At 33.6% G+C, this 15,720-nt stretch carries 12 protein-coding genes, 1 tRNA gene and 1 pseudogene; 9 read left to right on the top strand and 5 right to left on the bottom strand.

Features of this window, described 5'->3' with window-relative positions; translation table 11 throughout:
* Positions 1–2,378: DNA polymerase I (gene polA / locus ACK5ON_RS03430; RefSeq protein ID WP_409819896.1), on the bottom strand; the 2,378-nt coding region annotated here is incomplete at its 3' end.
* A gap of 109 nt (positions 2,379–2,487) precedes the next feature.
* Here polA and ACK5ON_RS03425 point away from each other — a divergent pair.
* The 4 genes and pseudogenes from ACK5ON_RS03425 to ACK5ON_RS03410 all read left to right on the top strand — a co-directional run bounded on the left by ACK5ON_RS03425 (position 2,488) and on the right by ACK5ON_RS03410 (position 4,749).
* On the top strand, positions 2,488–2,718 hold the full coding sequence (locus tag ACK5ON_RS03425; RefSeq protein ID WP_409819894.1) for a DUF433 domain-containing protein: 231 nt from the start codon (positions 2,488–2,490) through the stop codon (positions 2,716–2,718).
* A gap of 45 nt (positions 2,719–2,763) precedes the next feature.
* Positions 2,764–3,069: pseudogene (locus ACK5ON_RS03420) on the top strand (DUF5615 family PIN-like protein); the annotation flags it as partial.
* 75 nt (positions 3,070–3,144) lie between these two features.
* Positions 3,145–4,377 (top strand): metallophosphoesterase, encoded by a 1,233-nt coding sequence (locus ACK5ON_RS03415; RefSeq protein ID WP_409819891.1) that lies wholly within the window; start codon positions 3,145–3,147, stop codon positions 4,375–4,377.
* Positions 4,378–4,452: 75 nt separating this feature from the next.
* The gene (locus ACK5ON_RS03410) at positions 4,453–4,749 is read left to right on the top strand and encodes a thioredoxin family protein (RefSeq protein ID WP_409819889.1); all 297 of its coding nucleotides are present in this window, start codon (positions 4,453–4,455) and stop codon (positions 4,747–4,749) included.
* On the opposite strand, the gene ACK5ON_RS03405 is transcribed toward ACK5ON_RS03410, so the two are convergent.
* On the bottom strand, positions 4,746–5,375 hold the full coding sequence (locus tag ACK5ON_RS03405; protein ID WP_409819886.1) for a polysaccharide deacetylase family protein: 630 nt from the start codon (positions 5,373–5,375) through the stop codon (positions 4,746–4,748). The two genes, ACK5ON_RS03410 and ACK5ON_RS03405, sit on opposite strands and share 4 nt — an antisense overlap.
* Before the next feature lie 76 nt (positions 5,376–5,451).
* Positions 5,452–8,742, bottom strand: coding sequence for a DUF2723 domain-containing protein (locus tag ACK5ON_RS03400; protein ID WP_409819884.1), 3,291 nt, complete (start codon positions 8,740–8,742; stop codon positions 5,452–5,454).
* Positions 8,743–9,012: 270 nt separating this feature from the next.
* Between ACK5ON_RS03400 and ACK5ON_RS03395 the strand changes: the two genes are divergently transcribed.
* Positions 9,013–9,083, top strand: a tRNA-Gln gene (locus ACK5ON_RS03395).
* Positions 9,084–9,134: 51 nt separating this feature from the next.
* Here the strand turns inward: ACK5ON_RS03395 and ACK5ON_RS03390 are convergent.
* Entirely contained in the window at positions 9,135–9,959 is an 825-nt protein-coding gene (locus tag ACK5ON_RS03390) for a universal stress protein (protein ID WP_409819882.1), read from the bottom strand.
* Positions 9,960–10,128: 169 nt separating this feature from the next.
* Here ACK5ON_RS03390 and rimP point away from each other — a divergent pair, with 169 nt between their 5' ends.
* From rimP to infB, 3 genes are read left to right on the top strand one after another with little or no spacing between them, the layout of a single operon-like run.
* Positions 10,129–10,596 (top strand): ribosome assembly cofactor RimP, encoded by a 468-nt coding sequence (gene rimP / locus ACK5ON_RS03385; RefSeq protein ID WP_409819899.1) that lies wholly within the window; start codon positions 10,129–10,131, stop codon positions 10,594–10,596.
* A gap of 7 nt (positions 10,597–10,603) precedes the next feature.
* Entirely contained in the window at positions 10,604–11,845 is a 1,242-nt protein-coding gene (gene nusA, locus ACK5ON_RS03380; protein WP_396175111.1) for a transcription termination factor NusA, read from the top strand.
* A gap of 37 nt (positions 11,846–11,882) precedes the next feature.
* Complete coding sequence (infB, locus tag ACK5ON_RS03375) at positions 11,883–14,657, top strand: translation initiation factor IF-2 (protein ID WP_409819880.1); 2,775 nt, start codon at positions 11,883–11,885, stop codon at positions 14,655–14,657.
* A gap of 36 nt (positions 14,658–14,693) precedes the next feature.
* Here infB and ACK5ON_RS03370 read toward each other — a convergent pair whose 3' ends face one another.
* On the bottom strand, positions 14,694–15,083 hold the full coding sequence (locus ACK5ON_RS03370) for an SPOR domain-containing protein (protein WP_396175115.1): 390 nt from the start codon (positions 15,081–15,083) through the stop codon (positions 14,694–14,696).
* 218 nt (positions 15,084–15,301) lie between these two features.
* Here ACK5ON_RS03370 and ACK5ON_RS03365 point away from each other — a divergent pair.
* On the top strand, positions 15,302–15,720 hold a 419-nt coding region (locus ACK5ON_RS03365; RefSeq protein ID WP_409819878.1), incomplete at its 3' end, for a c-type cytochrome.

Genomic DNA, 15,720 nt, shown 5'->3' with positions numbered 1-15,720 from the left:
AAATTCACAGTTTTCGCATTACTTCTTTGCTCCTTTGTAACTTCCTCTAACGGAACATTAAATACTTTTGCAGCGGTACTTTTATGAATATCTTCGTTGTTTTGAAACGCTTTAATCATGTTTTCTTCGCCCGATAAAGCGGCGATAATTCGAAGTTCAATTTGAGAATAATCGGCAGAAAGCAACGTGTAATTTTCATCACGAGCTATGAAAGCTTTTCGAATTAATCGGCCACGTTCGGTTCGAATGGGAATGTTTTGTAAATTCGGATTATTAGAACTCAATCGTCCAGTAGCCGCAACGGTTTGCATATAATCGGTATGAACGCGACCTGTTTTTTTGTCCACTTGGTTGGGTAAGGCATCAATATACGTGCTTTGCAATTTCACCATTTGTCGCCATTCGAGTATGTCTTTTACAATGGGATTATCGTTTGCCAAATAAGTCAAGACTTCTTCGCCTGTGGCATATTGACCGGTTTTGGTTTTCTTTTGTTTGGTACCGCCTATTTTTAGTTTATCAAATAAAATATCCCCGAGCTGCTTTGGAGAAGCCAAATTGAATTTTTCGCCGGCCGTTTCATAAATTTTTTGTTCCAAGGCGGCACTTTCTTTCGCCATTTCAACCGACATCGATTTTAAATAAGGCACATCCAGATTGATTCCCTCCAATTCCATGTCAGCCAAAACAGGAATCAGTGGAATTTCGATTTCATCAAATAATTTTTTGGTTTCGGCTTTGTCTAAAATCGGACTGAAATTTTGTTTTAATTGAAACGTAATATCCGCATCTTCGGTAGCGTATTCTTTGATGTCTTCCAAAGCAACATCGCGCATCGATTGCTGACCTTTTCCTTTCCTGCCAATTAACGTTTCAATCGATTTTGGAGCATTTTTTAAATAGGTTTCACTCAACACATCCATATTATGACGCATGTCAGGATTGATGAGGTAATGCGCAATCATGGTATCGAATAATTTTCCTTTTATAGAAATTCCATAACGAGATAGAATTTTCAAATCGTATTTGATGTTTTGACCAATTTTTTCGATGGTTTCGCTTTCAAAAAACGGCTTGAATTTTTCAACTAACGCCTGTGCTTCTTCTTGATTTTCGGGAAACGGAACGTAAAATCCTTTTCCTTTCTCCCACGAAAATGACATTCCAACCAATTCGGCATTCAAAGCATCTATTCCGGTAGTTTCCGTATCAAAACACACCGAAGTTTGGTTCATTAGATTTTGCAATAATAATTTCACAGGCAAATCGCCTTGAATACTCTGATAAAAATGTTCGGTTGTTTCTAAAGTTGCAAACCCCATACCAGCTTTCCCCAAAGGGGAAGGAGTCTCCGACTCCTCATAAAAACCAAATAAGTCAAATTGCTCTTCGTTAGATTTTTTAACAGGAATTATTTTTACTTGATTTTTGTCATTGATATTGCCATTGTCATTGCCATTGTCATTGGTATCAATCTCATCATATTCTTTTCCTGTTCCAAAATATTTATCGAACTGCGCTTTCATTTGACGGAACTCCAATTCGTTGAAAAGTGCATCTGTTTTTTCGACATCGGGTTTAGAAAGTTCGTAATCATCTGCATTGAAAGTTACCGGACAATCCAACAGAATTCGGGCTAATTTTTTAGAAAGAATTCCTTTTTCGGCATTGGCTTCAATTTTTTCTTTCATAGCACCTTTTAGCTTGTCGGTATTCGCCAACAGATTTTCCATCGAACCAAATTCCTTCAATAGTTTCTTGGCAGTTACTTCGCCAACGCCAGGTAAACCAGGAATATTATCAGCAGTATCACCCATCATTCCTAGGAAGTCTATCACTTGTTCTGGTCGTTCAATTTCAAATTTGGCCAACACTTCTGGAATTCCCCAAATTTCAATGTCATTACCCATTCGTGCTGGTTTGTACATAAAAATATTTTCGGAAACCAATTGCGCAAAATCTTTATCGGGCGTCACCATGTATACCTTAAAGTTTTCTTTTTCGGCTTGCTTTGCCAAGGTTCCAATTAAGTCATCGGCTTCATAACCCGCTTTTTCAATAATTGGAATGTGCATCGCTTTTAGTAATTCTTGAATATAAGGGACGGCGATTTTTATGGCTTCTGGAGTTTCATCGCGATGCGCTTTGTATTCTTGATACATTTCATACCGATAATCGCTACCGCCTTTATCAAAAGCAACCGCTAAATGATCGGGTTTTTCCCTTTTGATAACATCCATTAAGGCATTCATAAATCCCATAATGGCCGAAGTATCCATTCCTTTAGAATTGATTCTTGGGTTTTTTATAAAGGCGAAATAACCACGAAAAATAAGGGCATAAGCATCAAGAAGGTAAAGGCGTTTTTGAGTTGACATATAAATAAAATTTTAGTGTAAAAATAAACAACTAATCTGGGATTTTTTTTAAAAGTGATTAATTCGTTTTTAAAATTATTATCTTTGAAATGAAATTAAAATAATCATTATGGAATTTATTGAAATTAATCCAAAAATAATGCTTGGTAAACCTGTAATTGTAGGAACAAGAATTGCTGTTGAGCACGTTATTTCTATGTTAGCTCAAGGAATTTCTATTGATGAAATACTTTTTGAATATAAAGGTTTAAAAAAGGAAGAAATTTTAGCATGTTTGCGATATGCTGAAAATATTCTTGAAAAAACTACTACCTTAGATTTAGATAAAGTTGCTTCTTAAATGCGTTTTTTAGTTGATGAGTGAACAGGAACTTCTGTTGCTGATTGGTTGAAAAGTGAAAAACATGAAGTTTTTTCTGTTTTTGAACAATGGCGTGGTGTCTCCGATGATGAAATTATTGAGAAATGTCAAAATGAGGATTATATTCTTATTACTTCCGATAAAGATTTTGGCGAAATGGTTTTTAGAAATCAAAAAGTACATAATGGTATCATTCTACTTCGATGTGAACCAAATATTTTCAAAAAAAGAATTGAAGTTTTAAATAAACTTATTCAAAATTATTCAGATAGTTTACAAAATAACTTTGTTGTAGTTACAAATGATAAAGTTAGAATTGTTACTTTGTAAATCATTGTTAAAATATCTTTAATATCAACTAAAGCATAGATGTTTATTCGTTATTTTGCAAAAAAAATTAAATAGATGTTTCGTTGGATTTTCTTCCTATTTTTTGTTGCTATAATTGAAATTTATGCCTTTCAAGCTTTTCGAACCATAACCAAAGTAAGATGGGTTTTAGTTGGCTATCAGCTTATTTCATTATTGGCTCTCATTTATATTTCTTACCAATTCTCACAATTTGACCGAAGAGTTGGGCAAAACAGCAAAACACTTTTGACATTAGGTTTACTCTTGTTGTTGTTTATTCCAAAAATCATTTTAACATTTTTCATGTTGATGGAAGATGTTTTCAGAGTTTTTTCGGGAACGGTTACTCATTTTATGGGAGATAACGACAACGGAAATTTTTTACCTAGTAGAAGAAAATTCGTGAGTCAAGTTGCTTTAGTCATTGCGGCAATTCCTTTTACATCTCTAATCTATGGAATGACCAAAGGGAAATATAACTTCAGAGTACTAAAACAAACGCTCTTTTTTCCTGATTTGCCCGATGATTTTGACGGATTTACGATTACTCAAATCTCGGATGTGCATAGCGGTAGTTTTGATGATTCCGAGAAAATACAACATGCCATTGATTTGATAAATGAAAATAAGACCGATTTGATGTTGTTTACTGGCGACATTGTCAATACACATGCTACAGAAATGCATCCGTGGATAGAAATTTTCAATAAAATGGATAACCATAAGTTTGGTAAATACGCCGTTTTAGGAAACCACGATTATGGAGAATATGTTGAATGGCCATCACAAGCGTCAAAAGATGAAAATTTTGAAGCTATAAAAGCTTTGTATGGACAAATAGGTTTTGATTTATTGTTAAACCAACATAAAAAAATTAAAAAAGGCGAAAGTGAAATAGCCATTGTTGGTGTTGAAAATTGGGGGAAAAATTTCAAACAAGCAGGCGATTTGAACAAAGCTTCACAAGGATTAACCAAGGAAGATTTTAAAATCTTGATGAGTCACGACCCAAGTCATTGGGAATATGAAGTGAAACATGACGATAAACATTTTCAGTTGACCCTTTCGGGACACACACACGGATTGCAATTTGGGATAGAAATTCCGGGGATTATAAGTTGGAGTCCTGTGCAATACGTTTACAAACAATGGGCGGGTTTATATGAAAATTTAGGTAGGTATATTTATGTAAATAGAGGTCTTGGGTTTCATGCTTACCCTGGTAGAGTAGGTATTTGGCCTGAAATTACTGTATTTGAACTAAAAAAAGGTGAAAAAGTAGCATAATTAGTTAAAAATGCTACATTTGTGGTTTAATAGTTCTTTTTAATTGCTAAAAGAAAATAAAAACGTTTTGGTTTTATGTCAAAATTTGGAGAATTAATCAATGCTCAAGTACCTGTGTTAATTGATTTTTACACAGAGTGGAACGAATCTTCCGTGTCCATGCATCCTGTTATTAGAGATGTAGCAGCAGCGCTTGGTGATAAAGCAAAAGTGATAAAAATTGATGTAGATAAAAATCAAGAATTGGCAGATGCATTGCGTATCAAAGGATTGCCTACCTTGATGATTTACAAAGAAGGCAACATGGTTTGGAGACAATCTGGCGAGTTGGATGCTAACACAATTATTGGCTTGGTTCAAGAGCAGCTTTAGTCAATTTTATCACAAATAAACCCTTTTTCTTTTAAGAACTCTAGCGTTTTAGGCAAAACATATTTTAAGTTATGTTCCGCTTTAACACTGTCGTGAAACACGATGATGCTACCTGTTTCAATGTTGGATAAAACATTTTCCAAACATTGTGCTGCAGAAATACTTTGGTCATAATCTCGGCTCAACACATCCCACATAATTATTTTGTATCCTAATTTTCGTAATATTTTTGATTGGGAAGGTTTTATTTTTCCGTAAGGAGGACGAAAAAGGTTTCGAGTTACGAGTTTCGGGTTTTGGGTTTCGTATAACTTTGCATTTTCAATGTATTCTTCTGTTGATGTTTTCCAACCATTCAGGTGATCGAAAGTATGATTGCCAATAGCATGTCCTTCTGCAATAGTTTTTTGGAAAATTTCAGGATATTTTTCAATATTGTTTCCAATGCAAAAAAAAGTAGCTTTGGCATTGTATTTCTTCAATTGCTCTAAAACCCATTCGGTAATTTCAGGCGTTGGACCATCGTCAAAAGTGAGAAATACTTTTTGCTCATCATTCGGAATATTCCAAACATAGTTTGGAAAAATCCACTTAATAATACGATTTGTCTTGACCCAAAAACTCATTTCGTAAAGATAATATTAAAAAAATGTGCCAATTAGAAAATTCTAATTTGGCACACCTTTTATTTATAAGATGAAATTATTCTAAATCTCTTCCAAAACGAGTGAATCGTTGCACAAAGGAATTGAAAACGGGTTTATTTTTGTTATAAAATTCAACATCACCACGGTCTTTCATTACAGTCAATAAACTTCTATAACGTTCAATATCAGTAATAATATCAGATGCAATTCCGTTTTGGATAGAAGGCTGAATGCCCGAGTAATAGGTTAAATTTTGTTTGTATTTGGTCATTAATCTTTCTAGTAATTGTCTGGCTTTTGCTTTTTCGCCCACTTCATAATAGCCACCAGCAAAAGGTTCTACCATAGTATAATAACCATAATAATCCATTGGCATTTTGGTCAAAGCCAAATCGATAATTTTTTTAGCTTTATCGATTTTCCCTTCATTGATTAACTGTTCCATCAATCTTGCCATGTTGGTTCTATAGGAAATACTGTTTTTTCTAGTTTCTGGATCATGGTAAATAGTGGTTAAATCACCGTTACCCCATTCCCATTTCATCACTAAGTCATACATTTTATCACTATCAATTTGACCCATATCAAATCTATTTTCTTTGTCAACGGGAGTTTTAATAGGAACCAACTTATAAACCAATCCATCCAATTGTAGGTAATCTTTCATCCATAAGTAATCGTCATCGCCAAAACTTCCACCTGTAAAATATATCGGTCTTTTCCAATTGTTATTGGCTAAAACATCCAACATCATTAATCGGTTTTTATACATTGCACTTCCTTTAACATCTAAATCGATAAAAGGAACAATAGAATCATTATAAATTGAGCTTACCACTTTATTTTTAATAACGGCGTTTTTATCAACTGGAATTCTGATTTTATTGGTAGGATAAAAATGGATGGTTTGTCCGTTTTGTAAATCAACTGTTGATTGAGGATTTTTAATAAATGCAATCAAATCTTTAATATCCCATCGTGCTTCTGTTTTTGGGATATGCGCTACATAATCTAATTTATCACCTACATATTCATTATGGGTAAAAGAAATAGGCAATCCATCAGATTTATAGGTTTTAAATTTCATTTGATCTATATACCAATCGGTCATGAAAAGACTTGTGTTTACAATTTTTACATCTGTCCTAAAACCTTCAATCTCTTGAGCATACCACAGTGGGAACGTATCGTTATCGCCAATGGTAAAAAGAATAGCATTTGGCTCACAGGATTCGAGATAATTTTTAGCCATCGCAGTTGCAGTATATCTATTGGCACGAGTATGATCGTCCCAGTTTTGAGTGGCCATTAAAATAGGTGAAGCCAGAAGACAAGCTCCAATTACAATTGGCCCAACTAATTTTGATTTAATATAACCCGTCACTATTTCATAAATAGCATACACCCCAAAACCAATCCAAATGGCAAACACATAAAACGAACCCACAAGAGCATAATCTCTTTCGCGGGGTTCAAAAGGTCTTTCGTTTAAGAAAACTTTTAATGCAATACTGGTAAATAAAAACAATACTAATAAAACATAAAAACTCTTTAAATCCCTTTGTGCATGATACATCAAACCAATTAAGCCGATGATAAACGGCAAGAAGTAATACACGTTTCTTCCTTTGTTGCTTTTGACATCATCAGGTAGGTTTTCTTGCGTTCCTTTGCCCAAATGGATTTCATCAATAAATTTAATTCCACTAATCCAGTTGCCATCCAAGTTATCATATTTTCCCTGAATGTCGTTTTGTTTTCCCACAAAATTCCAAAATAAATACCTGCCATACATATAACCAAATTGGTATTCAAACATAAAGCTGATATTGTCCCAAGTGGAAGGTTTTTCAACAATTATATAATCGCTGTATTTTTTCAGGAAAGAAATATATCCTTCATTATCAATATCTTTTTGAGCATAAGCTGTTTTGAATTCGTTAATATTTTTTTGCATTTCTTCTTTCAATTGTCCAACCGCCATGGCAACCTGCTCTTCACCCAAGCTATCTATGTCAACTCCATATTGGGCTAAATCTTCTTCATAGGGATACTCTTGGTTCAGTTTAAACTTTGGAGCACCTATGAACTCCATGTAATTTTGCATAATGTTCTCGTCTTGGCTGTACCATAACCTTGGAAGAATAGCTTTATGCTTATCATCACTATTTTGTTCGGCATTTTTGTAGTTGTTTACAATAACATATTTTCCAGTTTTATAATCTCTTTCGTAGTTGGGTGCTTCGTCAAGATAAGGTTCGTCTTTATCCAATCCAGCAAATGCATCGGTATATTGTGGCCCATAAAACAAAGGATTTACACCATATTGTTCGCGGTTGTAATACGCTAAAACTTCGGCAGCATCCGAGGGTTTATTTTCATTAATCACTACATTCGCATTGGCACGAATAGGCAACATCATCCAGGTGGAGAAACCTATTAAAACAAAAAGCACACACAATAAAACAGTATTATAAAAAGGATGTCCTTTCTCTCGAGTGTATTTTAATCCAAAATAGAAAAAAGTAATAATTAATAGTATTGCAAAAATGGTTCCCGAATTAAAAGGCAAACCAAAACTGTTTACCATAAAAATTTCCATTTTTCCGAAGAAGGCCAACGTGTAAGGCAATAATAACTTGAAAATAAAAAGTAAAACGGCAACAATTATAATATTAGCAATAATGAAATTTTTTATAGTAACGGTTTTGTAATTTTTGAAAAAATATAAAAACCCTATGGCGGGAATGGTTAATAATGCCATAAAATGAACTCCAAACGAAAGACCAATAACTAAGGAAATTAGCAATAACCAACGGTTTCCTTTTGGGGTATGCATATCTTCTTCCCAGCGCAATCCAAGCCAAAACAGTATGGCTATAAATAAGGACGCCATGGCATACACTTCGGCTTCCACTGCACTTGACCAAAAACTATCCGAAAATGTAAATGCTAAAGAGCCAACAAATGAACTGCCAAGAATAACAACGGCTTTGTTTCTGTCCATTTCAGTATAAGAAGAAACAATTTTTCGTAACAAAATAGAAGAAGACCAAAACATAAATAATATGGTAAATGCACTTGAGAAAACGGACATCATGTTAACCATCAAGGCAACCATTTCATTGTTTCCAAAAGAAAACATGGCAAAGAAAGCGCCAAGCATTTGATACAAAGGCGCACCAGGTGGATGGCCCACTTCGAGTTTTGCAGCGGTTGAAATATATTCGCCACAATCCCAAAAACTCATAGTGGGTTCAACGGTTAACGAATAAGTGATTAAAGCAATTGCAAATGTTGTCCATCCTAAGATGGTGTTCCATTTATTAAAGTTGAAATTCATCATATAATTATGATATAAAAGGTTTTTATTTTGATGCTACAAAGAAACTATTTTTTTTAAAGCAAGTAAACCTGCATTAAGAAAATTTTCTCAAACTGATAACGAAATAAATTTAAGTTTATTATGAAATAAATAAGGAATGTTATGAACTTGTTTTTTATTTTTTATCATATTTGTTTGTGTAAAATAAAATTTCTGCTAAATTTGCACTCGCATTGAGCAAAACGGCAGATTCAAGGAACTCCGCATGTAACATTGCTTTATGTAGTAAACTGGTCTATGGTGTAATGGTAACACAACTGTTTTTGGTGCAGTCTTTCTAGGTTCGAGTCCTAGTAGACCAACAAAAAAGTCCCGTTTTAATCGGGACTTTTTTGATTCTATAACTTTTCCTTTTAAATTTTAAAGGTAACGACAGGTCTAGCAGAATGGTTTACTAAATCTTCGCTTATGCTTCCATTAAAGAAATGGGAAAGTCCTTTTCTGCCGTGAGTGCTCATTCCAATTAAATCTGCCTTAACATAATTTGCAAAATTTAAAATACCACTTTCCACATTGACATCATTATATATATGTGTAGAAAATTTGTTGACTGGAAAATTTGAAATAAAGCCATTCATTATTTCTTGTGCAACGTGAGTAGGTTTAAAACTACTCGGAGTATTGATCATAACCAAATGCAATTCCGCATCTAATTTATTTGCAAAATCAACAACTTTGGCGAAAGGTTTTTTAATTTCGTCTGTAAAATCTGATGCAAAAACAAACTTATTAATATCGAAATTTGCTTCGTCTTTTTTAACCACAAGTACTGGTATTTCTGAAAAACGAACAACTTTTTCAGCATTGGAACCAATAAACATTTCTTTAAATCCACTTGCGCCGTGAGAACCCATAACAATTAAATCAACATCATTTTTTTTGCTAATATTCATAATGCCATCGAATGCTAATTCGAATTGGATTATTTCAGAAACTTTAATGTTTTCTAAACATTCGTCATCCATTAAATCTTCTAACCTTTTGATAGCCGCATTTTTAAAAAGCATAATTTCTGGAATATCATGACCACTTCCTATAGCATCACTTCCTTGATGCGGTAATTCTAACATATGGAGAAGCATGATTTCTCCATTATTTTTTTTTGCGATTTGTGCAGCCACTTTTAATGCATAACCAGCATAATCTGAAAAGTCTGTTGGGACTAAAATTTTTTTCATAATATAAAAGTAAATTTTGGGTTGTAAATTTTTAACACAATAAAGGTATTATTTTTTTTTGAATCTACAATGATTTTTTGATTTATAAAAAAATAACTATATTTGCACCGTTATTTACCATTCAAATTAAATAATGAGGGAAGCAATGCTTCCCTCTTTTTATACAACTATGACATTTAAAGAGAAAGTAACGGCTATATTAGAAGAAGGATTGTCAGAGAAACCGTCATTGTTTATTGTAGATGTTACAATTTCTGATAGTTATAAAATTACTGTAACTTTGGATGGAGATAATGGGGTAGTTTTGCAAGATTGTATTGATATCAGTCGGTTAATTGAAAACAATTTAGATCGGGAAGAACAAGATTTTTCGTTAGAAGTAGCTTCGGCGGGAGTTACAACTCCATTAAAGCTTCTTAGACAATATCACAAAAATATTGGAAGAACTTTACAGGTTAAAACAGCTAAGGAAACTATAGAGGCAATACTAGAACAAGTTTCAAATGAAAGCATAGTGCTATCTTGGACAGCTAGACAACAAAAAAAAATAGGAAAAGGAAAAGAGACCGTGGAACACAAACTAGAAATTCCTTTTTCAGAAATAAAAGAAGCAATTGTTATTATAATATTTAATTAAATTAAGCATGGAAAATATTGCATTAATCGAGTCATTTTCAGAGTTTAAAGACGACAAACTTATTGATCGAGTAACGCTTATGGCGATTTTGGAGGATGTTTTTAGAAACGCATTAAAAAAGAAGTACGGTTCAGACGATAATTTTGATATCATTATCAATCCTGATAAAGGTGATATGGAGATTTGGAGAAGAAGAATCGTCGTTGCAGATGATGATTTGGATTTAGAAAACGAAGAAATCACCCTAACAGATGCCAGAAAAATTGAACCCGATTTTGAAATTGGCGAAGAGGTTTCTGAAGAAGTGAAATTAATTGATTTAGGACGAAGAGCTATTTTAGCATTACGTCAAAATTTAATTTCTAAAATTCATGAGCACGATAATACCAATCTTTACAAACAATTTAAAGACTTAATTGGCGAAATTTATACTGCAGAAGTACATCATGTTCGACCAAGAGTTGTAATTTTGTTAGATGATGAAGGAAATGAAATCGTTTTACCAAAGGAAAAACAAATACCATCGGACTTTTTCAGAAAAGGAGATAATGTTCGCGGAATTATTGAAAGCGTTGAATTAAAGGGAAATAAACCACAGATAATTATGTCGAGAACAGCAGATATGTTTTTGGAAAAACTATTTGAACAAGAAATTCCAGAAGTTTTCGACGGTTTGATTATGATCAAAAAAGTAGTGAGAATTCCAGGTGAAAAAGCAAAAGTAGCTGTTGATTCTTATGACGATAGAATTGACCCAGTTGGGGCTTGCGTAGGAATGAAAGGTTCTCGTATTCACGGAATTGTACGCGAATTAGGAAACGAAAATATTGATGTTATTAATTACACAACTAATGCATCACTATTAATCACAAGAGCATTGAGTCCTGCAAAAGTATCATCGGTTAAAATTGACGAAGAGAAAAAAAGAGCAGAAGTATTCTTGAAATTAGAAGAAGTTTCAAAAGCTATTGGTCGTGGAGGACATAATATTAAATTAGCAGGTTTATTAACAGGTTATGAGTTAGATGTAATTCGTGAAGGCATTACTGCAGAAGAAGATGATGTTGAATTAACAGAGTTTTCAGATGAAATTGATGGATGGGTAATAGATGAATTCGCCAAAATAGGATTGGATACCGCTAGAAGTATTTTGAACCAAGATGTAGCAGATTTAGTAAGAAGAACTGATTTGGAAGAAGAAACCATATTAGAAGTAATACGAATTTTGAAAGATGAATTTGAAGACTAATTCATTCTCTCAACCAAGTTAACATTAAAAAGATTTTATGTCTGAAGGAAATATTAGAATAAACAAAGTTTTAAGGGAATTAAATATTTCTTTAGAAAGAGCTGTGGATTACCTAAAAGGTAAAGGAATTGTCATTGAAAACAATTCCAACACAAAAATTTCTGATGATGTATACAATATTCTTTGTGCCCAATTTGCAGGTGACAAAGGAAACAAAGAAGCTTCCATAGGGGTAAGCGAAGAGATTAGAAAAGAAAAAGAAGCACTTCGATTAGAAAGAGAAAAAGAACTTGAAGACAAGCGTAGACTTGAAGAAGAGCGTCAAAAATCAGAATTAATTAAAGCAAAAGCAATTGTTACTGCCCCAAAACAAGTCGGTAAAATTGATTTAGAACTCAAAGCTAAAGTCGCTATTACTCCTTCTAAAGAAACGGCTAAAATAGCTATTTCTCCAGAAAAATCTGAAGTTGTTAGAAAGAACGAAACATCGCCAATAAAAGATTCTAAAGAAAAAGTGGCAAAAGTTAATGAAGATAAACAGTCTGTCGCTAAACCTTCAGAAGAAGATCTTGTTGATGAAACAATTACTACTCAATATCAAAAATTATCGGGTGCTACTTTAACAGGACAAGTGATTGACTTAACTCAATTTAACAAGCCAAAAAAGAAAAAAGAAGATTTTAAAAAGGATGCGAATAAACCAACAACTCCAATTGCTGGCCAAACTACAGCCCAAGCTACACAAAACGCAGCCAACAAAAATAAAAGAAAGAGAATCCCACCAAAGCCAGGTGACAAACCAGCTATTACTAGCGGCGGAAATACTCAAGGTGGAACATCAAAATTTGTTCCTAAACAAGGATTCCAAAAAGGAAATCGTCCTGCAATAGTTCAAAAAGTTGAGCCAACAGAAGAAGAGGTTAAAAACCAAATTAAAGAAACTTTAGAAAGACTTCAGGGCAAAGGAAATAAGTCAAAAGCAGCTAAATACAGAAGAGATAAAAGAGATACGCACCGTCAAAGAAATGAAGACGAAATGCAAGCCATTGAAGAGGGAAGCAAGACAATAAAAGTGACAGAATTTGTTACCGTTGGCGAAATTGCAACCATGATGGATGTACCTATTACCAAAGTTATTGGAACATGTATGTCATTAGGAATCATGGTTACCATGAACCAACGTTTGGATGCAGAAACATTATCTATTGTTGCCGATGAGTTTGGTTATGAAGTTGAATTTATTACTACTGAAATTGAAGATTCTTTAGCCGTTGTTGAAGATAAACCAGAAGATTTAGTTACTCGTGCGCCAATTGTAACTGTAATGGGTCACGTTGACCACGGTAAAACATCTTTGCTAGATTATATACGTAAAGAAAATGTAATAGCAGGCGAGTCCGGTGGAATTACACAGCATATTGGTGCTTATGCAGTTACTTTGGAAGGTGGTCAAAAAATTACTTTTCTAGATACACCAGGTCACGAAGCGTTTACCGCTATGCGTGCTCGTGGAGCACAAGTAACCGATATTGCTATAATTGTTGTAGCGGCAGATGATGACATCATGCCACAAACAAAAGAAGCTATTAGCCATGCGCAAGCGGCAAATGTTCCCATGATATTTGCTATTAATAAAATCGACAAGCAAGGTGCTAATCCTGAAAAAATTAAGGAGAAATTAGCCGCTATGAATTTATTGGTTGAAGATTGGGGTGGAAAATACCAGTCTCATGATATTTCTGCCAAAAAAGGAACTGGTGTTAAAGAATTATTAGAAAAAGTTCTGCTTGAAGCAGAAATTCTCGACTTAAAAGCCAACCCAAACAAACCAGCTGTAGGTACTGTTGTTGAAGCACAATTGGATAAAGGAAGAGGTTATGTTTCTACTATATTGGTTCAATCGGGAACCTTAAAAGTTGGAGATTATGTATTGGCTGGAAAGAATCATGGTAAAGTGAAAGCCATGCATGACGAAAGAGGTCATAACGTTAAAGAAGCTGGACCATCAACACCAATATCTATATTAGGTTTGGATGGTGCGTCTACTGCTGGAGATAAATTTAATGTATTTGAAGACGAAAGAGAAGCCAAACAAATTGCTTCTAAACGTTTGCAATTAATGCGTGAACAATCCGTTAGAACGCAACGTCATATTACTTTGGCTGAAATTGGTCGTCGTATTGCTTTAGGACAATTTAAAGAATTGAATATTATTCTCAAAGGAGATGTGGATGGTTCAGTAGAAGCTTTATCAAGTGAGTTTACAAAACTTTCTACGGAAGAAATCCAAATCAATATTATCCACAAAGGTGTTGGAGCTATTACAGAAACTGACGTTATGTTAGCATCTGCATCAGATGCTATTATCATTGGATTTAACGTTCGTCCAGCAGGTAATGCGCGTCAATTAGCTCAAAAAGAAGAGATTGATATTAGAAGTTATTCCATAATTTATGATGCAATTAATGAATTGAAAGATGCAATGGAAGGAATGCTTTCTCCAGAAATGAAAGAAGAAATTACAGGTACTGCAGAAATTAGAGAAATATTCAAAGTGTCCAAAGTGGGCTCAATTGCAGGATGTATGGTTACTGATGGAAAAATCTATAAAAACTCTAAAATCAGAATTATACGTGAAGGTGTCGTAATTTTCACTGGTGAATTATCTACATTAAAACGTTTTAAAGATGATGTAAAAGAGGTGTCAAAAGGATATGACTGTGGTATGCAAATCAAAAATTACAACGATATCGAACAACTCGATATAATTGAAGCTTTCCAAGAAGTGGAAGTGAAGAAAAAGTTGAAATAATTTGAATAAAAAGTCCCGATTTTATCGGGACTTTTTCTATTTATTAGGTTTTATCAAAAACGCATTTGGGTATTTTTTCTTTAAAATATTGAGGTTTTTCTCCGCATCAATTCTTGTTTTAAAATTGCCGACCCAAACTTTATATATAGGTGTGCTAAACACAATAGTTCCATCTTGCCCTTTATTTTCTTTTTTGAAATTTGTTAAAGTCTTTTTGGAATTTTCACTATCCCCGTTAAAAATCTGAATTTTATAACGGTCATTGATGGTAATTGAACTATTAATTTTTCTTTTTTCGTTAAGAAGTAGTTCAAACTTTGGGTCTTGAGAAATGGTAATATTTCCTTCTTGTGCAATGCTTTTTTTGCCAAAAAACAAAACAAAAGAAACTAATAAAACAGTCTTTATTTTTAATGAATATATCATAATGATTTGATTTTAATACAAATGTAAAACTTAATAAATTAATCAAAACACAAATCGTTATTTAGAATTAATATAAATTGATATTTATGATATATTTAGGTTTTTGTGAATAGTTCTTAAGTCGTATTTTTGTCCAAGTTTTTAAAAAAGTGTGGATTTTTACTCTAATGTTATTAAGGTATTACCACAAAAACATTAGTCGATAATCATTATATTATATGAAAAAAGTGGGTAACCATAATTCGATTTCAAGGGAATTACTTTTCAGCGTAGCTTTAATGCTAACACTTTCCTTCACTTCATCATCTCAAAATGCTGCTCCTGCTACACCAGCAGTAACTCCTGCAACTACAACTCCTGCTCCAGCTGCTACTGCAACTGCTGGTGGCGACGCTGTTGCTGGGAAAGCATTATTTAATGCCAACTGTGCAGCTTGTCACGCTTTAGATAAAAAAATGACAGGTCCGGCTTTGAGAGGTGTTTCTGCAAAGTATGATATGCCTTGGTTGTACAAATGGATAAATAATAGCTCTGCCTTGATCAAATCAGGAGATGCAAAAGCGATAAAAATTTACGAAGAATACAATAAAAGTGTAATGACTGCTTTTCCTGCATTGTCAACTACTGATATTGATAA

Origin of the sequence: Flavobacterium sp. (genome assembly GCF_046317795.1) — a bacterium.
GTDB lineage: Bacteria > Bacteroidota > Bacteroidia > Flavobacteriales > Flavobacteriaceae > Flavobacterium.
This window is presented reverse-complemented; position numbering and strand designations above follow the sequence as displayed.